Source organism: Dyadobacter sp. HNCC25DJ185, assembly GCF_056895195.1.
In genome coordinates, this window is the sequence record NZ_JBXHAR010000008.1 from 17,096 (window position 1) to 37,434 (window position 20,339).

The 20,339-nt window shown below is 45.0% G+C and carries 15 protein-coding genes; 6 read left to right on the plus strand and 9 right to left on the minus strand.

Features of this window, described 5'->3' with window-relative positions:
* Positions 1-50: 50 nt before the first annotated feature.
* Positions 51-1,589 carry an L-piperidine-6-carboxylate dehydrogenase gene (gene amaB / locus AC1XUF_RS22355; protein ID WP_483344067.1) on the minus strand — a complete coding sequence of 513 codons (1,539 nt, stop codon included), beginning with the start codon at positions 1,587-1,589 and terminating at the stop codon, positions 51-53.
* A 23-nt stretch (positions 1,590-1,612) separates the two neighbouring features.
* Entirely contained in the window at positions 1,613-2,665 is a 1,053-nt protein-coding gene (locus AC1XUF_RS22360; protein ID WP_483344068.1) for a saccharopine dehydrogenase family protein, read from the minus strand.
* A gap of 113 nt (positions 2,666-2,778) precedes the next feature.
* On the opposite strand from AC1XUF_RS22360, the gene AC1XUF_RS22365 reads away from it, so the two are divergent.
* Positions 2,779-3,993 carry a BaiN/RdsA family NAD(P)/FAD-dependent oxidoreductase gene (locus tag AC1XUF_RS22365; RefSeq protein WP_483344396.1) on the plus strand — a complete coding sequence of 405 codons (1,215 nt, stop codon included), beginning with the start codon at positions 2,779-2,781 and terminating at the stop codon, positions 3,991-3,993.
* Here AC1XUF_RS22365 and uvrC read toward each other — a convergent pair.
* The 4 genes from uvrC to porW are packed head-to-tail and all read right to left on the minus strand — an operon-like array spanning position 3,990 to position 11,622.
* Positions 3,990-5,801: an excinuclease ABC subunit UvrC gene (gene uvrC / locus AC1XUF_RS22370; RefSeq protein WP_483344069.1), complete on the minus strand. Its 1,812-nt coding sequence runs from the start codon at positions 5,799-5,801 to the stop codon at positions 3,990-3,992. The two genes, AC1XUF_RS22365 and uvrC, sit on opposite strands and share 4 nt — an antisense overlap.
* Complete coding sequence (locus tag AC1XUF_RS22375; RefSeq protein ID WP_483344070.1) at positions 5,801-6,961, minus strand: glycerate kinase; 1,161 nt, start codon at positions 6,959-6,961, stop codon at positions 5,801-5,803. Before AC1XUF_RS22375 ends, uvrC begins: the two co-directional genes overlap by 1 nt.
* Before the next feature lie 22 nt (positions 6,962-6,983).
* Positions 6,984-9,284: a penicillin-binding protein 1A gene (locus AC1XUF_RS22380; protein WP_483344071.1), complete on the minus strand. Its 2,301-nt coding sequence runs from the start codon at positions 9,282-9,284 to the stop codon at positions 6,984-6,986.
* Between the two features lie 49 nt (positions 9,285-9,333).
* A complete protein-coding gene (gene porW / locus AC1XUF_RS22385) occupies positions 9,334-11,622 on the minus strand; it encodes a type IX secretion system periplasmic lipoprotein PorW/SprE (protein WP_483344072.1) in 2,289 nt (762 codons plus the stop codon).
* Positions 11,623-11,666: 44 nt separating this feature from the next.
* Between porW and AC1XUF_RS22390 the strand changes: the two genes are divergently transcribed.
* From AC1XUF_RS22390 to atpH, 5 genes are all read left to right on the plus strand, one after another.
* Positions 11,667-11,915 (plus strand): AtpZ/AtpI family protein, encoded by a 249-nt coding sequence (locus AC1XUF_RS22390; RefSeq protein ID WP_483344073.1) that lies wholly within the window; start codon positions 11,667-11,669, stop codon positions 11,913-11,915.
* 403 nt (positions 11,916-12,318) lie between these two features.
* Entirely contained in the window at positions 12,319-13,413 is a 1,095-nt protein-coding gene (atpB, locus tag AC1XUF_RS22395; protein WP_483344074.1) for a F0F1 ATP synthase subunit A, read from the plus strand.
* A gap of 46 nt (positions 13,414-13,459) precedes the next feature.
* Positions 13,460-13,726, plus strand: coding sequence for an ATP synthase F0 subunit C (atpE, locus tag AC1XUF_RS22400; RefSeq protein WP_483344075.1), 267 nt, complete (start codon positions 13,460-13,462; stop codon positions 13,724-13,726).
* A gap of 149 nt (positions 13,727-13,875) precedes the next feature.
* On the plus strand, positions 13,876-14,370 hold the full coding sequence (gene atpF / locus AC1XUF_RS22405) for a F0F1 ATP synthase subunit B (RefSeq protein ID WP_483344076.1): 495 nt from the start codon (positions 13,876-13,878) through the stop codon (positions 14,368-14,370).
* 15 nt (positions 14,371-14,385) lie between these two features.
* Entirely contained in the window at positions 14,386-14,922 is a 537-nt protein-coding gene (gene atpH, locus AC1XUF_RS22410; protein WP_483344077.1) for an ATP synthase F1 subunit delta, read from the plus strand.
* 63 nt (positions 14,923-14,985) lie between these two features.
* Here the strand turns inward: atpH and AC1XUF_RS22415 are convergent, their stop codons facing one another.
* The 3 genes from AC1XUF_RS22415 to AC1XUF_RS22425 form a co-directional block, all read right to left on the minus strand.
* Positions 14,986-15,873, minus strand: a complete 888-nt coding sequence (locus tag AC1XUF_RS22415; RefSeq protein WP_483344078.1) for a sugar phosphate isomerase/epimerase family protein — start codon at positions 15,871-15,873, stop codon at positions 14,986-14,988.
* Positions 15,874-15,898: 25 nt separating this feature from the next.
* A complete protein-coding gene (locus AC1XUF_RS22420) occupies positions 15,899-17,587 on the minus strand; it encodes a carboxylesterase family protein (RefSeq protein ID WP_483344079.1) in 1,689 nt (562 codons plus the stop codon).
* A 163-nt stretch (positions 17,588-17,750) separates the two neighbouring features.
* Entirely contained in the window at positions 17,751-20,288 is a 2,538-nt protein-coding gene (locus tag AC1XUF_RS22425; RefSeq protein ID WP_483344080.1) for an ATP-dependent Clp protease ATP-binding subunit, read from the minus strand.
* Between the last annotated feature and the right edge of the window lie 51 nt (positions 20,289-20,339).

A 20,339-nucleotide genomic window follows, 5' to 3' on the forward strand; every position in this document is an offset into this window, starting at 1 on the left:
TTCAAAGGAGCATATAATGTGTCTTTCTTATACAAAGTTAAAAATTATAATTACTCAATCTCAAACTTTATTCCCTGCGCAAGTGGCAGGGTTGCTCCGTAGTTGATGGTATTGGTTTGCCTGCGCATGTAAGCCTTCCAGGCATCCGACCCGGATTCTCTGCCGCCGCCAGTTTCTTTTTCTCCTCCAAAAGCGCCGCCTATCTCAGCTCCGGAAGTTCCGATATTGACATTGGCAATACCGCAGTCCGAACCTGCATGAGATAAAAATTGCTCTGATTCCCGAAGATTAAGGGTGAAAATAGCAGAAGATAACCCCTGCGGCACGTCATTCTGAATTGCGATTGCTTGCTCTATCTCGCGGTATTTGATTAGGTAAAGGATTGGCGCAAAAGTTTCATGCTGTACAATGGCATAGCTGCTTTCAACTTCGGCAACACATGGCAATACGTAACAGCCGGATTCATAACCCAACCCGGAAAGTACCCCTGGCTCTATGATAAATTTTCCACCTGCATCCCTGACTTTTTTAACGGTAGCCTCATATTGCTCCACTGCCAGCTTATCGATCAAAGGGCCAATATGATTCTGTATCTCCAACGGATTCCCAATTTTTAATTGAGAATAGGCTTTAACAAGGCGGTTTTTGAATTCACCGTAAATGCTTTCTTGCACAATAACCCGTCGCGTGGAAGTACATCTTTGCCCGGCAGTCCCCACTGCACCGAATACCACACCTGGTACCGCAATGCTCAAATCTGCCGACGGTGTTACAATGATCGCGTTATTGCCCCCTAGTTCCAATAAGCTCTTACCTAGCCTGCGGGCAACTGCTTCACCTACCAACCGGCCCATTGCAGTGCTTCCGGTTGCAGAAACCAGCGCAATTCTCGAATCATTTGCGAGCCAGGAGCCTACTTCGCTCCCGCCGGTTACAATGCTGGATAGTCCTTCGGGAACATCATTTTTGATTAATACAGTTCTGATCATATTCTGGCATGCGATCGCAGTTAAAGGTGTTTTTTCGGAAGGCTTCCACACACACACATTCCCGCAAACCCAGGCCAGCATCGAATTCCAAGACCACACTGCAACCGGAAAGTTGAACGCCGAGATAATTCCTACGACACCAATTGGGTGCCATTGTTCGTACATCCGGTGCATGGGGCGTTCGCTATGCATGGTTAATCCGTACAGCTGCCTCGAAATTCCAACTGCAAAATCACAAATATCAATCATTTCCTGTACCTCTCCCAGCCCTTCCTGATAGCTCTTGCCCATTTCGTAGCTAACTAATGTGCCCAATTGCCTTTTGTATCGGCGAAGCTCCTCCCCCATCTGACGGACAATCTCGCCCCGCCTGGGGGCCGGAATAAGTTTCCATACCTTAGAAGCATCAACCGCTTTGGCAATCACCCGTTCATAATCTTCCTTACCTGCCCGCCGTGCATGGGCTATTTTCTTTCCATCGACGGGTGAAAACGATTCCAGGATTCCCCCGCTCCCTGCCCAGCTTGCCCGCCCCGTAGTAATGCCGTTATTTTCCTCCCCGAGACCCAATTCAATAAGAATATCCTTAATACTATCCATTTGGATTACTTTTGAAAAGTACTTTAATTGAAATACTGCCCATTCTGCGTTTTCAGGAATTGTTCAAGCATAATGTCTTCCTGCCTGATAAAGCCTTTTGCGGGTAAGATACCGTCCGCTACCAGTTCGACCACAGACGCAATGGACGCTGCGGTTGTCCAGGAAATCGCCCGCCAATGCCGACCGTCAATTTCAATGGGATGGTATGCCTTGTAAAACTCTTCTCTTTCGAGCCTGTTATCTTTCCACCCCTCCACAACTGCGTAAACGTATACAACATCCTGCTGAACAGGCGGCTTAGCCTCGGTAAGAATTTGTTCCACGAGTTCCCGTTTGTCTTTGAGACAAAGCTCATAAAGCATAAACCGCATCAGGCTGCAATGACCAGGATAACGGATTGTTTTGTAATTGAGCGTATCAAGCTTTCCTTCTAAAGTCTCACACAGGGTGCCCAGACCGCCAGACGTAATAAATGCCTCAAATTCCTGTCCTTCTATATTGATCATCTCCACCCCTTCTAAAGACGGGACCATTTTTCTCACGCCGTTATGGATCACTTCGGCATCGTTAATGTATTCATTCACAACACCAGCAGGTGACCATGTGAATGAATAACCCATAAGTCCGTTCGGATAACGCGGAAGCGCCCCTACCCTTAATTCAATATCCCTTAACCTGGTAAACCTCTTGGCTAGATCCATGCCGACAATACCAATGAAGCCTGGGGCGAGACCGCACTGCGGCGCCAAAACACTGGAACATTCCTCAGCCATTTCCATGATGGCACAGGTTGTGGCTACATCTTCGGTAAGGTCAAAATAATGAATACCTTTTTTACAGGCATTCCGGGCGATGGGCAAATTGAGATTATAGGGCATGCAAGACACGACCGCATCATATCCGATAAGCACCTGATCAAGAAAGACAGGATCGCTGATATCCCCGGCCACAAATGGAAATGGGAGTAAAACAGCAGGCTGGGATTTATCAAGCCCTGTGACGTCGAAGCGTTTGCTTAGCAGTATTCCCACGAGAGAACCCACCTTTCCCAAACCGATCACGAGAATTTTTCGCATGTATAGTTATATGGGGTTTTAGTTAAATTTTTTGAAGCGATTTTGAAAGATATGAAAAGAAATTGCAGTTTTTAAAACTAACATTTCATTTTTGTATGATTAAAAACGATCATATGCAGATTGCAATTGTAGGAGGAGGAGCATCAGGTTTTATGGCTGCTATTACGGCGGCGGAGCATTTTCCGGATGCCAAAATCCTGATTTTAGAGAAAAGCAGGACTGTTCTTAACAAAGTCCGGATATCAGGCGGAGGCAGGTGCAACGTCACGCATGATCCATCCGAAATGCGTTTTTTCATTAAGAACTATCCACGCGGAGAAAAGCTTCTTCGTAAACAATTGCCTTATTTTGACGCACTGGCGACTGTAAATTGGTTTGAAAATCGTGGGGTTAAGCTGAAAACTGAAGCTGACGGAAGGATGTTTCCGGTATCTGATTCCTCCCACACCATCATTGAATGTCTTCTCAGGACGGCCAGGCACAATAACATCGAAATCCGTACCGGCGTCAGTGTTAACTCTTTTAGCAAAACGGAACAGGGATTTTCCTTACATATCAATGACAACGAAGAGGTACATGCGGACCGGCTCTTGATCGCCACCGGAGGTTATCCAAGATTAAGCAGCTTTGATTGGTTACAAGAACACGGCCACGATATCATTGATCCCTTGCCTTCACTTTTTACTTTTAATACACCTGACAATTATTTGCTGCCATTGGCAGGCGTTTCCGTTCAGGACACGATCGTCAAGATCATGGGTAGCAAACACGAATGGAGGGGACCATTGCTGATCACGCATTGGGGATTCAGCGGGCCCGCAGTACTGAAATTATCTGCCTGGGCTGCACGCGATCTGGCAGAAACGGATTATCAATTTATTTGCAGGATAAACTGGCTCCCCGAGATGAACGAGCAGCAAGTCCGCGAATTTCTGATTCAGGAAAAAATCAAAACACCGAAACAGCAAATCTGTTCCCATTCAAGATTTGGGCTTCCCCTGCGCCTTTGGAAGGCCTTTACCGAAAAAGAAGAAATCCCCGAGACATTGCGCTGGTCAGAAGCTACTCATAAGCTATTGAACAGGCTTGCGGAAATGCTGACAAACAGTCAATTTGAAGTGAAAGGTAAAACGACATTTAAGGAAGAATTTGTTACCTGCGGAGGGATTTCCTTGCCAAATGTAGATCCACTGACTCTCGAAAGTCGCTCGGTACCAGGCCTTTTCTTTGCAGGTGAGGTATTAGATGTGGACGGCATAACCGGTGGTTTCAACTTTCAGAATGCATGGACAACTGGTTTTATCGCCGGAAAAAGCATCGGGCTCTAACCCTGGGCCATGGTATCAAAATAAGCCCGGACCTTTTTCGCCCTGTCGAGGCCTACCAGCCCTGTTAATGTTTCGAGCGAGCTTTCCCGGATCCCTCTTACGGATCCAAAATGTTTCAATAATTTGGATGCAGTGACCTTACCCACGCCATCCACTCCCTCCAATTCGCTGATCAGGCTTCCTTTACTGCGTTTGTCACGGTGGAAGGTAATGGCAAACCGGTGCGCCTCGTCCCTGATCTGCTGGATCAGTTTCAAAGATTCTGATTTCTTGTCAATATAAAGAGGCAATGAATCTTCGGGGAAATAGATTTCCTCCAATCTTTTGGCTATTCCAATAATCGGTATCTGTCCGTAAATACCCAAACTTTTCAATGCATCACAAGCCGCCCCGAGCTGCCCTTTTCCACCATCGATCACAATCAGGTCGGGCAATGGTTGCTCTTCGGCAATTAACCTCAGGTAGCGCCTGCTCACTACTTCATGCATGGAGGCGAAATCATTCGGGCCGATTACTGTTTTGATATTGAAATGTCGGTAATCCTTTTTCGAAGGCTTTCCTTCTTTAAAACAAACCATTGCAGCCACAGGGTTAGTACCCTGGATGTTGGAGTTATCAAAACACTCGATACGCCTGGGCAATGCTTTCAACTGCAGATCGGATTTCAGCCTGATCAAGATGCGATCTTTTTTTGACGACGTGGCAGACGCCTCCACTTCCCTCCGTTCGGCCTTCTCTCTCCTGAAATACATCACATTCTTCATAGACATATCCAGCAGCTTTTTCTTGTCTCCCAATTGGGGGACTGTAACGGTCAGCCGCATCTCGAGATCTGGCTTCATATTGGAGATGAGCTCTTTGGCTTCTGATCCATACGTTGAGCGCATTTCAACGATCATCAGTGCCAGGATTTCCAGATCACTCTCATCCAGCTTCTTTTTGACTTCCAATGTCTGGGTAGCGACCATATATCCCTGCTTTATTTTCATAAAATTCAGGTAGGCGGCCTCTTCGTCGGATACGATGGTTAATACATCGATATTCCCGATTTTGGGATTGATAACGGTTGCCTTGCTCTGAAAATTAGACAGGTGCTCAATTTTGGTTTTCCAGGAATGTGCCCTTTCAAAGGCCATCTGCTCCGCCGCTTCCAGCATTTTTTCTTTGAAATACTGCTGGGGAGACGACAGATCGCCTTTCAGAATGTTATGGACCTGCGCGATCTCACTATTGTATTCGCCCTTGTCCTGCAAGCCCTCGCAAGGTCCTTTGCAATTCCCAATGTGATATTCCAGGCAAACCTTCCACTTACCGGCAGCGATATTCTGTTCATTCAACGGAAGCTGGCACGACCTGATCTGGTACAGCGACTTGAACATATCAAGCAAAGTGTGCATGGACCTCAAATTGGCGAAGGGACCATAGTAAGTTCCCTTTGTCTTGTCCATATTCCTGGTTGGATAAACCCTTGGAAAAGGTTCGTCGGTAACGCAAATAAATGGGTAAGTTTTGTCGTCTTTAAGAAGGATGTTGAACTTGGGCTGAAGCTGCTTGATAAGCTGGTTTTCCAGCAAAAGCGCGTCCCATTCACTTAGCACAATGGTGTATTCAATTCTGCGAATCTGGCTAACCAATCTTCTGGTTTTCCGGTCATGCTGGTTGTTTTTTAAGAAGTAACTGGAAACCCTGTGCTTAAGGCTCTTTGCTTTGCCTACATATATGACCTCTCCCGTTTCATCAAAATACCTATAGACACCAGGATCGAGAGGAATTTTAGAAAGTTCTTCTTTGTAATTGAATTCAGACATTATTGAAAATTCTTGCGCATATCAGCTCTCCTGCCAGCGAAAAACAAACGGACTAAATTAAAAGTTGCGTCCTTAATCAATCCGAAAGTTTCCTTTTCTGCCACATTCAGACTCATTGGCCGATTCAAAACGGACACTGCATAGTTGATACCTGCTGAACGGATTTGCTCCGGGGTGATCTGCAAAGTTCCGCAAACAACAGCAAGTGGCACTTCATACCTGTTAGAGAGATCAGCCAGTCCTTTCACCACTTTCCCGTTCAATGTTTGTTCGTCGACTTTCCCTTCTCCTGTGATTACCAGATCGGATCCCTGAATCAGCTTTGGCATATTACTTTGCTCCATCACGATTCCGGCCCCGTCCTTAAGAGTTGCATTCAGGAACCACATGCAACCTGCGCCCATTCCGCCAGCAGCCCCGGCTCCAGGTTCATGGCTTACATTTCGTCCAAATGTCTTGCTAGCTACTTCCGATAAATTTTTCAGTCCCTTATCCAGGTTCTCAAGCATTTCCGCGCTGGCGCCTTTTTGGGGACCGTATACATAGGCCGCTCCTCTTTTTCCATACAGAGGATTGGTAACATCACATGCAATCACTACAGAAACTGATTCCAGCCGACTATCGACCTGCGAAATGTCAATATCACGTATCAGGTTCATGGATGCACCGTTGGGTGCCAGTATCTCATGGTGATCGTCATAAAACCGGTAACCTAATGCCGCCGCCATTCCGATGCCACCATCGGTAGTGGCACTCCCTCCGATTCCCAGAATAATTTTTTTCGCATTTCTATCGAGCGCATCGGCGATCAGCTCGCCAGTACCGTAACTACTAGTCAGAAAAGGGTTCCGCTCTTGCGATGTCAGCAAATTGAGGCCTGAAGCTGCCGCCATTTCAATAAAAGCGGTCTGCGTTTCGTGTGAAAAACCGTAACTGGCTTTGATCTTGCGACCAAGAGGGTCCGAAACAGTAACGTTGATGTATTCACCGCCAGCCTGCCTGGTCAGTATCTCAGAAGTGCCTTCACCTCCATCTGCTAACGGTACCGTAATGATATTGGCGTGAGGGAAAGCAAGCAAAATACCAACTTTGATTGCTAGGCAAACTTCGGTTGCCTCAAGGGATCCGCGAAATTTGTCAGGTGCTACAAGAATATTCACTATTTAGGGTTTATCAATAAGATTAAAATAATATACCTTCATCGTCAGATCGCGAAGGTGGAACGTAAGTATCTGTACTGTCGCTGCTTGTGGTACCGCATTCGCGCACATAGTTTTCGGGCTTGTTGAACGGCCCTTTTCGATATTGTACCAATGTTGGATCATTATATACCTTTTGCATAAACATCCCCCACGCCGGCATCGCCACGCGACCGCCCTGCCCCAATGCAATAGTCCGAAAGTGAATGCTACGGTCTTCTCCTCCAACCCAGATCCCGGAAACTAAGTTCTGTGTCATGCCCATGAACCAGCCATCCGAGTAATTGGAAGTAGTACCTGTTTTGGCAGCGATTTCATTCCCATCCGTCACACCGTACTGTCTTAACCTCCCGGCAGTTCCTCCGGGATCCTCGACGGCGCCGCGCATAAGATAGAGCATGTTGTATGCCATGTTCTCGCTAATTTCCTGGTTTTGCTTCTGGAAAAATTCCTGGAGAACATTGCCGTACCGGTCCTCGATTCTCAGCACGGTCATGGGTTCAGTCCGGTGCCCCCCATTGGCAAATGCACAATATGCACCTACTAATTCGAAAACAGACACGTCACTGATCCCCAGACAAAGCGAAGGCACAGGCTGCAGGTTACTGGTAATCCCCAATTTATGGGCATACTCTACAACCGTTTTAGGCCTGACCATCTTCATCAGGTAGGCACTGACAGTATTAACCGATTTTCCTAAAGCCTGTCTCAGTGTCAGCGACTGATAGGAATACTTGTTATTGGAGTTGTGAGGCGACCACCCATAAGGCCCGCCTCCTTCGTCTTTTGAAAAATAGACGGGCTGGTCCGTTACTTGATCGCACGGTGTCAGAAAATTCTTGTCCAGGGCGGAGACGTAAACAAACGGCTTGAAGGTAGACCCAGGCTGACGCGATCCTTGTTTTACATGGTCATATTTGAAGTATTTAAAATTAATCCCTCCTACCCAAGCTTTGACATGCCCATTTCGCGGATCCATAGACATCATTCCTGCCCTTAAAAAACGCTTATAGTATGCAATGGAATCCATCGGGCTCATTGTTACCTCCTTCTCCCCGTTCCATGTAAATACCTTCATTTTGTAAGGTTTCCGCATGATACGCCAAGCTTCATCTTCTCCCAGGTCACGTTTCAGTGAAATAAAATGGGGCGTTTTCTTTGCTGCCGAAATCAGAAAACCAGGGATTTCTTTTCCGTTGTCAAACGTCCATGGATTTCGGCCCTTCCAATGCTCGTCAAAAAGTTTTTGCTGCTGTTTCATGTGCTCTTCCAATGCATCTTCCTGATAACGCTGCATACGGGAGTCAATAGTAGTGTATATCCTTAAACCACTGGTATACAGATCAAAATCTGCATCGTGCTCCTCATTGTAAATTTTCACCCAGCTTTTCAGATAGCCACGCATTGATTCCCTGAAATAGGGAGCGAGACCGGTATTATGGCTATCGACCGTAAAATTCATGCCAAGTGGCTTCTCCTTGTATCTCTCGAAGTCCTCTGCCGGAATATAATCGTACTTGGCCATTTGCGCCAGAACTGTATTCCTCCGGTTCATTGCGTTGATTGGAAAACGGAGCGGATTAAACAGCGTGGGATTTTGCAGCATCCCCACCAGCAACGCTGATTCCGTTACATTCAGGTCCCAGGCTTCTTTGTCAAAATAAGTCTTAGCGGCAACTTTGATCCCATAGGTGTTATTCCCAAAAGAAACAGTGTTGAGATACATTTGCATGATCTCCTGCTTAGTGTACTTTCTTTCCAGAACTACCGAAAGTATCCATTCCTTAGTTTTGGCAATCACAATCCGCACAACTGGAATTTTGCCTAAAAGCCCTTCAAACTCTTCCGAACGCGTATTGAATAAGTTCTTTGCCACTTGCTGGGTAAGCGTGCTACCACCACCCGAGCTTGAATTTCCCGAAATGACTCCCTTAAAAACGCGCAATAAGCTCCGGGGGTCAATACCGGAGTGATTCACAAAACGGGCATCCTCAGTTGCTACCAGGGCATCGATGAGATTAGGGGATATCTGCGATATATCAATGGGTGTCCTATTCTCAAAAAAATATTTTCCGAGCGATTTTCCGTCTTCACTGATCAGCTCAGAAGCCAGTTCACTTTTCGGGTTTTCGAGTGTTTTTAGGTCCGGCATCCCGCCGAAAAGCCATAAGAAGTTAAAACTAACTGCTACAATGTACAATATTATCAGACCCAGGCCCAGCCCAACATACCGCCACATGCGGATAATGGTGCGTCGATACTTTCCGGGTTGCAATTCAATCATAAATGTGGGTTGTAAGGTAAGAAACTAACAAAGATACAATTTCAGGCAATTATCTTTTACCCATAGAAAGGGTATTAAGTTCCTGCATCTCCTTAAGACGAGGCAGGTAGATACTGGAAGGGTAGAGCCGCATGAATTCGGTAATAGCCAGAGCATAAGCTTCTTTACCCCTCACTTTACCAACCAGGAATACACGCAGCAGAGCAAATTTATCTTCCATCATTCCACCTTTGTACGCAGGCAGGTCTCGCTCAATGTTTTCAAGTGCTTTGGAGTAATTTCCTTCTGCATATAACTGATAAACAGCTTCATACTCCTTAATTGGGTTCCCCGAATTACCTCCGGTGTCTACGGTTTTTTTGATAAGCCGAGCATACGTGGAGGTAGGGAACTCGGCGAGCAACCGATCTTTCCAGGTATCTTTGCTTTGGTTATTATCTTCGTAACTCAGATACAAAAGATAATAAATTTCGTCTTTGTACTGCGTTTTCGGAAACTCGCTCAGCACCCGTTCAAAAGTTGTAATACCTCTTTGAGATTCTTTCAGATCAAAGCGGTATATTTTCCCAAGATTGTACAAAGCGTCCTCTTTTTTCTTTTGCGATTCCGCAAACTGCGCATCGGTCAATGGAACCTCAGCCTTAAGTTTATCATGAATTGACTGCCATTCCGGCGTTCCTTTTTTGAGGCCATCACCCGAGGCTGGCTCGAAAGCAACGGCAGTACTGTCCGATGGATTTAACCCCGTATTCCCCACAACCGACCTCATCGGTCGATTACTCCGGCGCCAATCGTCTTCCAGCTGCCGATTACCCCAGGTCCTTTTAAAATCTATCTTTCCCTGGTTTACTAACGCAGGATCATAAAGCTCCCAACGCCTCTCATTTCCATTGATCAATGGGTTAGGGTTGTTTTGGGGATTTGCTCTTTGCGAAGCAAGCAATGCTTTCTTGGCCTTTTCCTCCTCGTCGGCCCGCCGTTTTTCACCGGCCTCGATAATGGCGTCAATTTTGTTATCCAATGCCGCTGGATTCAATTTCGACAGCCGTTGAAGGCTGTCCTCCGTTGATACAATGGTGTATTCCTTTACAAAATTATCCAGAGCTCGTTTCCTGTCAGCAACAAGCGCATACTCCGGGGCCTCACGGGGAAGTATGGCAAGTGCACTGTCGTAATATGCTTTTGAAACCTCGAAATTCTCTAATGACTCATAATTAATCCGCGCCAGTTGAAGAAATGTGTATGCTTTTTGCTGAAGGTTGCCCTTAGAAGCTGCAGCCGATTTTTGCAGATATCCTACCGCTTCGGGGATTTGCTTCCTGTGCTCCGCTAAAAGCCCCATTGTAAAATAAACCCGGTCCCTCAAATCATCATTTTTCCTGTCACGTAACATCCTTTCAAAACCAATGTCGCTCAAATCCTTCTTCGGATTTAATACGACCTCATTTTGCAATGAATTCATGGAAGAGTAAAACCCGAGATCGTAAGACGGGCGATTCTTTCTTACATTTCGGTAATGCTTGTTCGCCAATGCATACTGACCCAGCCGATCGTACATCTGAGCCGATGCAAAGTGTATCCTGGCAGTTTCAATAGATTTTTTTAGCAAGGGGAAAGTCTCCTCCAAAATAGCGACGGAAGTCAGGTACTCGCCATTTTGCTGATGTAAATATGCTTTTGTCAGATAAAAATCCCTGAGTGAAGACTTACTAAGCGGCTGCTGGCTCAGATATTCGGCGACGCCCAATGCATTGGAATAGTCCTTTTTGACAATATACGCCCGCATTAACAGGATAAGGGCATTGTTTTTGTCATTTTCGTCGCGGCCGTTCGCGTAAACGTATCGAAGAGCCTCCAAGCCATCGGCCCACTCCCCGAGGTATAACCTGGACTTTCCCAGAATGATGTAGCTGTTATCCAGCCACTTACTGTTTTGATGTTTCTCGGCAACGATGGAAGCTTTTTTGATTGCATCCTGTAATTTCGGTTTAACGGGGAGAGACAAAACAGAATCCATCGGCAACAGGATCGGCAGCAATTGATTGTAATCTTCCTTAAAATTCTTCTTTATTGTGAACTCCGCCTCGAGCATATCCTGCTCAGCCATGAAATAAGCATTGTAACGCGCTGAAATATTATGAAAATTGACAGCTCCGGGCCTGGAACTGAACTGCGAGCAACCGGCCAGCAGAAAAATAATGAAGAGGTAAGTTGCCGTTCTTATGATATGCGGGGCAAAGCTTTCGATCACGAAAATGACTTTAGGGATGTTCTTTATATCCTGATAAGCAAAACTAAAACGGTATTTTGGATAAATCCGTATCGAAGATAACGTCATTTGCGAAATTAGGAGCAATTTTGTCTACTATTTAAACACCCCAGATGAAAAAGGGCAATCAGGAAACAAGTTCCGAAAACAATGCGTATTCGGGTAAGAAAGTTTCATCAGGATTTCTGAAATATTCCGGGCTGGCGACACAAATGCTGGGGACTATTTTGGTATTTACCTACCTGGGTTACAGGTTGGATGGCTGGCAGCAGAACAAAGTTCCAGTGTGGACATTGGTACTATCCCTGGCATCCATTGCAGCTTCTCTTTACCTGCTGATCAAAAGTTTTAACAAGAGGTAGAACACCTGAAAAATCAAAAATGCTACGTACGATTACTGCCACTATTATTTTGGGAATTGGATTTTTCCTTGTTCAGCGCTATTACCCGCAAACCGTTCTGCATCCCTATATATGGTACATTTTGCTCTTCTTTTTCGGCCTATCGTTTTTTGGCCACAGGCTGATGGAAATCGGATTAAGAAACAACCGTGAGAAATTTGTCACTTTTTACATTTCAACCATCGTCGGACGAATCATATTAAGCCTGCTTTTCATTGGTTGGTTTTTATACAATGGGTTAACTGATTCATTCTTATTTGTTATCAACTTTTTTGCACTCTATTTATTTTACACATGTTTTGAAATATATGGTTTGTATCGTAACTTGCGCCGCGATTGACAAAGCGTAGTATTTGAAGCATTTATGTACACCCATTTGAAACGGTTTTTTACTATTGCCCTGGTTGCGGCAACCTGTGTTTTTAACATTCCTTCGAAGGCGGATGGGCCTGTCCAGCATGAAGCCGAAAAGGTAGCGGAAGGCATCAATGAAAAGGAGCGTCAAATTGAACATAAGCTTGAAGAGTCGGAAGCAAAGTTCAACATTGGGGACATGATCATGCATCACATCGCCGACTCCCATGAATGGGAAGTCACCCACGGTGTTGTGATTCCTCTTCCTGTCATTCTTTACTCCCCAGATCGCGGCATTGAGGTATTCTCCTCTTCCAACTTCCATAATGATCATCACGAATACAACGGCTATCATCTGGTTCACGGAGAGTCCGAGCAGGTTATCCCGGTTGATGAGTCCAGAAAAATTTACGACTTCTCGATCACCAAGAACGTGGCTTCCATGCTGCTGAGCGCCGTGATACTGATTGTGGTTTTCACGAGTATCGCAAGCTTTTATAAAAACACAAAAGGAAAGGCCCCAAAGGGATTCCAGTCCGCGATGGAGGTCATCATCCTTTTTATCCGCGATGACGTAGTGAAGCCTAACGTCGGCCCGAAATACGAAAAATATCTGCCTTATCTGCTTACGTTGTTCTTCTTTATCCTGATCAACAACATTCTTGGCCTGCTTCCCGGATCGGCTAACCTGACAGGGAACATCGCAGTCACATTAACATTGGCAGTCCTGACATTCATCATTGTGCATCTGAATGCGAACGGGAATTATTACAAACACCTTGTTAGACCTACCGGCGTTCCTGTACCGTTGTTGCTCATCATGATCCCGGTTGAGATCGTAGGTGTTTTTATGAAGCCATTTTCGTTGATGGTGCGGTTATTCGCAAATATTACTGCGGGGCACATAATTCTTTTAAGTCTTTTCGGACTGATATTCATTTTCCAAAGCTTTGTAATTGCGCCTGTCATTTCGTTGTTTGCCTTGTTCTTGAACTTCATCGAAATTATGGTAGCCTTTATTCAGGCTTTCATTTTCACCCTGTTATCGTCCATGTACATCGGAAGTGCTATTGAAGAACATAGCCATGCCGATCACGGACACTGATCTGAATCTCTTTTTTTATTAATTATATTTTAAAACAAACACAATTATGTTGCTTCAAATTTTGCTTCAGGCTGCAGAACAAAGCGGTGCAGGTCTTGCGGTATTCGGTGCTGCTATCGGCGCAGGTCTTGCTGCTATTGGTGCAGGTCTAGGTATTGGTAAAATTGGTGGTAGCGCTGTTGAAGGTATCGCTCGTCAGCCAGAAGCTGCCGGTGCTATCCAAACTGCAATGCTTATCATCGCGGCACTTATTGAAGCGGTAGCGTTATTCGCGGCGGTTATCTGTCTGCTTATCTCGTTCAAGCTCCAATAAAATCATTGGGCGAAAGTCCTTGCTTCCGCGACATTAGGTTCGGACGCAAACAAAGAAACATCGTGGAAGCAATAGGCTTCCACGAATTCTAATAAGGAATAAGATCCCAAAGATATTACCCTATCTTACACTCAAAACTCATTTATACTATGTCATTACTTACTCCAAACCCAGGCCTTATTTTCTGGATGCTGGTAGTATTTTTGCTGGTAGTTTTCATCTTGGCTAAATTCGCCTGGAAGCCGATCATTAAAGGCCTTAAGGATCGCGAAAATGAAATTCAGGGTGCCTTGGACCTTGCTGAGAAAACAAGGGCTGAAATGATCCAATTAAAGTCAGACAATGAAAAACTGATCGCGGAAGCTAATGCGGTTCGTGATCAGATATTGCGTGATGCCAAAGATGCTGCGGACCGTACCATTTTTGAGTCAAAAGACAAAGCGGCTATTGAAGCTCAAAAGATCATTGATGGTGCTCGCGAAACCATCCGCAACGAACAGCAGCTGGCAGTAGCAAAAATAAGAAAAGAGGTTGCTACACTTTCGCTTGAAATAGCTGAAAAGGTGTTGCAACGCGAATTGAAAGACAAAGAAGCTCAAGAGAAATTGATCGCAGAACTTGCTTCATCTGCACGTCTTAATTAACAGATCTAATTTCCGATGTCAGTAAGTATAGTAGCTTCTAGATACGCAAAATCACTGATCGAGCTTGCCAAAGAACAAAATGTTCTTGAAGCCGTTTATCAGGATATGATTTTGTTCAAAGATACAGCAGACAAAAACAGAGGGCTGATGCTTGCATTGAAAAGCCCGGTTGTGCGCCATGAGAAGAAATCAGGGATTTTGAAGGCACTATTTGAAAGCCGTGTTAACCCTATTTCTTACGCAATTTTTAACATCATTACGAAAAAGAACCGGGAGTCTATTCTTGATGAAATAGCTGCTGAATTCATAAAGGCTTACAATCTTTATCAGGGGATCCAAAAGGCGACGGTCGTTACAACCACACCGCTTACTGATGAATTGCGGAAACAATTTACTGATATCGTTACGTCAGCCACTGGCAGAACGGTTCAGTTGACCGAAAAAGTGGATGCCAACTTGATAGGAGGATATGTATTGAGAATTGACGACCGTCAGATCGACGCCTCTCTTCGCAGCCGTTTGAACGAACTTAAATTACAGTTAGTAAACTGATATTTTTATCTGCATAATTTGGAAGACCCGGCTGCCATGCGGCCGGGTCTTTTTTTATTATTGTCATACTTTCATTTTAGTTACATTCTTAAAGCTGATCTCGATTGCTTCAATGGGTGGTATTTTGGCTTGATCCTGCTCAACAAAAAAGTGTGTCATACCCGCCAGTTTCCGATTATCAAAGATCCTTTTAAAATCGATCGAACCGGTCCCTACCTCCGCAAACGACTGATCGGTTTTGTCCATATCTTTCACGTGCCAAAGCGGGAAACGTCCAGGATATTTCTTGAACAATTCTACCGGATCAAGACCAGCCTTCACGATCCAGTAAAGATCCAGTTCAAGCTTCACAAGTTTTGGATCTGTTTGCCCGGCAATGATGTCGTAAGGGATCTGGTTATCAATTTTCTTAAATTCAAAATCGTGGTTGTGATATCCGAATTGTAAACCGGCCTTCTTAGCGATTTCCCCGGATTTGTTAAATAAGTCAACGTAGCTCTTGTACTTATCCAGCGAGTTTCGCTCGCTTTCAGTTAAATAAGCACAGTTCACGTATTTTTGGCCTATTTCTGCAGCATCGTCCACCGCTTGCTGCCAGTCATTGCTCAGGGTCCCTTTAGCTGCTTTGTTTTCAATTCCCGCACCATAATGACCGCTAACCGGATCCAAACCAAGATCAGTCAATATGGTTTTAAATTCTTTTGGTGTTTTTCCAAAGAACTTACCATTTGAATAACCAAAAAGCTCCACTTCCTTGTAGCCGATGGCCGCGACCTGCTTCAATGTTCCTGTCAGGTCTTTGGAAATCTCGTTTCTGAGTGTATAAAGCTGCAAGCCTATTTTGGATGATGCCTTTACATCCCAATTGAGCTTCGACAACGTGGGAACCGCCAGTGCAAAGGCACCGGCTTTAATAAACGACTTCCGGGAGATCTTTTCGTTGTAATTCATTTTAATTCAAAAAAAGTAAGGTTATCTATTTGGTAATGGTAAGTACTCCTGACGTTGCAAGCTTATTTTTCATTTCTTCACTAAGTTTCCATTCCTCAGTGAAATAGCCGTCAGCAATAATGTTAGTGGAAGATTCTCTAAAAAAAATGAGATCCTTGAACTCCGACAATTTACGATGTGTCACTGGCACAAACGGATAACCCTGGTCGGAAACGCCTGTCCACCAAGGTAAACCTGAATTTATTGCGACATAGTGTTGATCCACAGGAAAGACGTAAAGCAGTCCATGCGTTTTATCAGAAGCATCTAAATGTAAAGGTAATTTGCTCGCGTATTTTGCAATCAGGGAATTGTTTTCTTTCGTGCCAAAAAGGATGAGATTACTGCTTTCCAGATCGCTCGGTCTTACTTCCTTGTCCGACAGAATTCGCGGAAAAAACATGATCCGACCCAGAAATGGACCTCGATACTGGGACCAGTCAGCTGCCTGGTTTGCAATATCTATTCTCGTTTTCAATTCCCCTGGCGAAGGATTATCCAAGGTGCCGTAAACATATACGTGCCTGGAAGAAAATGCGTCGTAGATCGGCCCCTCAGCGCCCTCTCTTTTGGCAAGTCCTTGATCTAATGGACGAGGGGAAGAGGTTACCGACCATCCATTTTCCTTCGTAACAAAAGATATCGTACTGTCTATCCTCGCGGAAATTGCGTTTCCATCAATTGTAAAGGCCACATTGGCCGTTGCTTTGAACTTCGGATGTCCTTTGAAGTTAACCGTAAATGCCTTTAGGTTTTTAGTGACGATTTGCGCGGTATTTTCTTTGACAAATTTAGCGTCAATTTCGGCCAGGGCGCCGTAAGCGATTCTATCAAAAGTGACCCAAAATGCCTTGTTGTACTTATACTGTTTGCTTACAAATTGCACACGATCGGGATGGGGATTTTTTTCGGCGTGACTGAACCATTCGAAAATGAACTCATTATCATACGCACTTACCCAGCTATCGTGTTTAACATCCACAAATTCTTTGTAACTAACCTCAACGCCGATATCCTGCAAATGCGCAACCCACTTCCGCGTTCCGGCAACCGGAACAACCGGATCTGCATCACCATGGAAGAAATGAACCGGGAAATTTAGCGCATTTGAGGCCAGATCGAAAGTACCCGTTGGAGGCGCCGGACAAACCGGAGCAATAGCTGCCCAGATATCAGGCCTCGTTAGGCCAACCCACAGCGTCCCGCCCCCACCCATCGATAATCCTGTGAGATATATCTTATTCTCATCTATATTGAAGCGCTTTTTAACATCATCCAGAACATCATAAACATCTTCCTCCGGAATTCCCTGGTAACCGGCAGTTCCTCTTGCATAAGGTGACGCGACGATGAAATCTATGTCATCCCATTGCGGAAAATAGCGGCTGGCCTCCACATCTGTTTCACCTTCGGCGTTGCTTTTCCCAAATACCCGGCGCAGATCGAGACGATGATTGGATCCTGCTCCGTGAAGCATAATAACCAGCGGGTACTTTTTTGTTTCGTCGTAGTTTTTGGGCAGGTAAAGTCCGTAGGGTTGTTCGGTGTCGTCCGCATCAGAAAAGAAAGTCAGGACTTGCGGACCGGAAGAAAGTTTTTGAGCAATCAAGTTTCGAGGAAATACCAGTAGTCCAAACAGTAGGATACCAAGAGTTTTCCAAAAGTATATTTTCATTTTGTTATTTCAATTTTCAGAGTCTAAATATAAACTAATTCATAACGCAGTGGGTAAAACAACGCACCGCTTTTATCTACGCCCTGTTAATATTTGCAAATAAAAAAGGCAGGTCGTGCGACCTGCCTTTTCAACCTTCATTGTTACTTTAAGGAGTTACCAATTAATTAGCAAGTTCCTCTTCCTTTTTACGAACACTAATAACAAGTTGTTCACTGTTTTCTTCATGATTTGCAACCAGCACGTCGCCTTCGCGCAAATCGCCTTTCAATATTTCCTCTGCCACGGGATCTTCCAGATACTTCTGAATTGCTCGGTTTAAAGGACGTGCTCCATACTGCGGGTCATAGCCTTTTTCCGAGAGAAAATCCTTAGCAGGTATCGTCAACTCTATCTCGTATCCTAGACCTTTTACTCTGCTAAATAGTTTGCCAAGCGAAATGTCGATAATTCTATGCAGGTCTTCACGTTGCAACGAATTAAACACAATCACGTCGTCGAGTCTGTTCAGGAATTCGGGCGAGAAAGCTTTACGAAGAGCGCTCTGAATCGTACCTTTCATTATATCATCCTGATTTTCAGTTTTTGCGCGGGTCGAGAAACCGATACCAGAACCAAAATCTTTCAAATCACGTGCTCCGATATTCGAAGTCATAATGATGATGGTGTTTCTGAAATCGACCCTGCGGCCCAAACCATCTGTCAGGATACCATCATCCAATACTTGCAACAAGATGTTGAACACATCCGGATGAGCCTTTTCAATTTCGTCAAGCAATACAACACTGTACGGCTTGCGACGGATCTTCTCTGTCAGCTGGCCACCTTCTTCGTAACCAACGTATCCCGGAGGCGCTCCAACTAAACGAGATACGCTGAATTTCTCCATATACTCGCTCATATCGATCCGCACCAGTGAATCATCTTTATCAAACAGATAAGTCGACAGTACTTTCGCCAGCTCCGTTTTGCCTACACCGGTCGGTCCAAGGAAAATGAATGAACCGATTGGCTTCTTCGGGTCTTTCAAACCAACTCTGGTACGCTGAATCGCCTTAACCAGTTTCTCAATCGGAGGGTCCTGGCCAATCACCTTACTTTTCAGTTCATCGGCCATGTTCAGCAATTTCTTACCTTCATCCATGGACACGTTAGTAACTGGTATACCTGTCATCATCGCCACCACTTCCGCAACGTTGTGCTCAGTAACAGTATAACGCTTTTGTTTTGTCTCTTCCTCCCACGCCAGTTTCGCACGGTCCAATTGATCGATCAATTTCTTTTCGCGATCGCGAAGCTGTGCAGCTTCTTCATATTTCTGGCTTTTGACAACCCTGTTTTTCTCCTGCTTAATGTTCTCGATCTGCTCTTCCAGCAACAAAATATCTTCAGGAACAGTAATATTACTGATGTGAACACGCGCACCTACTTCATCCAACACATCTATCGCCTTATCTGGCAGGAAGCGGTCGGTAATATAACGCTCAGACAATTTCACAGCAGTGCTGATCGATTCTGGCGTGTAATTGACGTGGTGATGGTCTTCATATTTGTCCTTGATGTTTTCCAGAATTTGGATCGTTTCTTCGATCGATGTGGCGTCCACCATCACCATTTGAAAACGACGTGCCAGTGCTCCGTCCTTCTCGATGTACTGACGATATTCGTCAAGTGTGGTAGCACCAATACATTGAATTTCTCCGCGGGAAAGCGCTGGCTTAAACATATTGGAAGCATCCAGTGAACCGGAAGCACCACCGGCGCCAACGATTGTGTGAAGTTCATCAATAAACAAAATCACGTCAGGAGACTTTTCAAGCTCATTCATCACAGCCTTCATTCTTTCCTCGAACTGACCGCGATATTTAGTACCTGCCACAAGTGAGGCCAGATCAAGCGTCACGACACGTTTTCCAAACAGCACCCGGGAAACTTTTTTCTGAACGATCCGAAGTGCGAGACCTTCTGCGATGGCGGTTTTACCAACACCGGGTTCGCCGATCAGGATTGGGTTATTTTTTTTGCGACGGCTGAGTATCTGGGCTACACGTTCGATTTCTTTTTCACGGCCAACAATTGGATCAAGCTTCCCGACTTCGGCCATTTTGGTCAAGTCACGTCCAAAATTATCCAGTACTGGGGTACGGGACTTTTCTGCACCTTTTGATTCTTTTCCGGACGCTGAGCCACCGCCTCCAAACATTCCACCTCTTGCCTCATCATCACCGTCTTCGGTCTCCGGCCCCATATGAGGTCTGGATCCAGATGATTGATATTCTAACATTTCCTTAATGACTTCGTAGTTAACATTAAATTTATGTAAGATCTGTGTGCCTACATTGTCTTCATCCCTTAATATCGACAAAAGCAAATGCTCAGTGCCGATAAGGGTACTCTTAAATATTTTGGCCTCAAGATAAGTGATCTTCAAAACCTTTTCCGATTGCCTCGTCAATGGTATATTCTGCAGATTTTTGACATTGTTAGTGGCAGCGCCTTTAGTGGCCTGCTCAATAGTCTGTCTAACATCGTCCAAAGAAACACCAAGTTTTTTGAGTAAACCAATCGCGACGCCATCGCCCTCACGGATCATCCCCAACAACAAATGTTCCGCACCAATGTAATCATGTCCGAGACGGAGGGCCTCTTCCCGACTCATGGAGATGACTTCTTTCACTCTATTCGAAAATTTTGCTTCCATTCTGTAGCAATAAAAAGTGTTTAATATTCTAAACGCTACTTGACCCTTGTT

Excerpts from the sequence above, each read along its gene's own strand:
- amaB (WP_483344067.1), bottom strand. The coding sequence starts at position 1,589 with ATGGATAGTATTAAGGATATTCTTATTGAATTGGGTCTCGGGGAGGAA.
- AC1XUF_RS22360 (WP_483344068.1), bottom strand. The coding sequence starts at position 2,665 with ATGCGAAAAATTCTCGTGATCGGTTTGGGAAAGGTGGGTTCTCTCGTG.
- AC1XUF_RS22365 (WP_483344396.1), top strand. The coding sequence starts at position 2,779 with ATGCAGATTGCAATTGTAGGAGGAGGAGCATCAGGTTTTATGGCTGCT.
- uvrC (WP_483344069.1), bottom strand. The coding sequence starts at position 5,801 with ATGTCTGAATTCAATTACAAAGAAGAACTTTCTAAAATTCCTCTCGAT.
- AC1XUF_RS22380 (WP_483344071.1), bottom strand. The coding sequence starts at position 9,284 with ATGATTGAATTGCAACCCGGAAAGTATCGACGCACCATTATCCGCATG.
- porW (WP_483344072.1), bottom strand. The coding sequence starts at position 11,622 with ATGACGTTATCTTCGATACGGATTTATCCAAAATACCGTTTTAGTTTT.
- AC1XUF_RS22390 (WP_483344073.1), top strand. The coding sequence starts at position 11,667 with ATGAAAAAGGGCAATCAGGAAACAAGTTCCGAAAACAATGCGTATTCG.
- atpB (WP_483344074.1), top strand. The coding sequence starts at position 12,319 with ATGTACACCCATTTGAAACGGTTTTTTACTATTGCCCTGGTTGCGGCA.
- atpE (WP_483344075.1), top strand. The coding sequence starts at position 13,460 with ATGTTGCTTCAAATTTTGCTTCAGGCTGCAGAACAAAGCGGTGCAGGT.
- atpF (WP_483344076.1), top strand. The coding sequence starts at position 13,876 with ATGTCATTACTTACTCCAAACCCAGGCCTTATTTTCTGGATGCTGGTA.
- atpH (WP_483344077.1), top strand. The coding sequence starts at position 14,386 with ATGTCAGTAAGTATAGTAGCTTCTAGATACGCAAAATCACTGATCGAG.
- AC1XUF_RS22415 (WP_483344078.1), bottom strand. The coding sequence starts at position 15,873 with ATGAATTACAACGAAAAGATCTCCCGGAAGTCGTTTATTAAAGCCGGT.
- AC1XUF_RS22420 (WP_483344079.1), bottom strand. The coding sequence starts at position 17,587 with ATGAAAATATACTTTTGGAAAACTCTTGGTATCCTACTGTTTGGACTA.
- AC1XUF_RS22425 (WP_483344080.1), bottom strand. The coding sequence starts at position 20,288 with ATGGAAGCAAAATTTTCGAATAGAGTGAAAGAAGTCATCTCCATGAGT.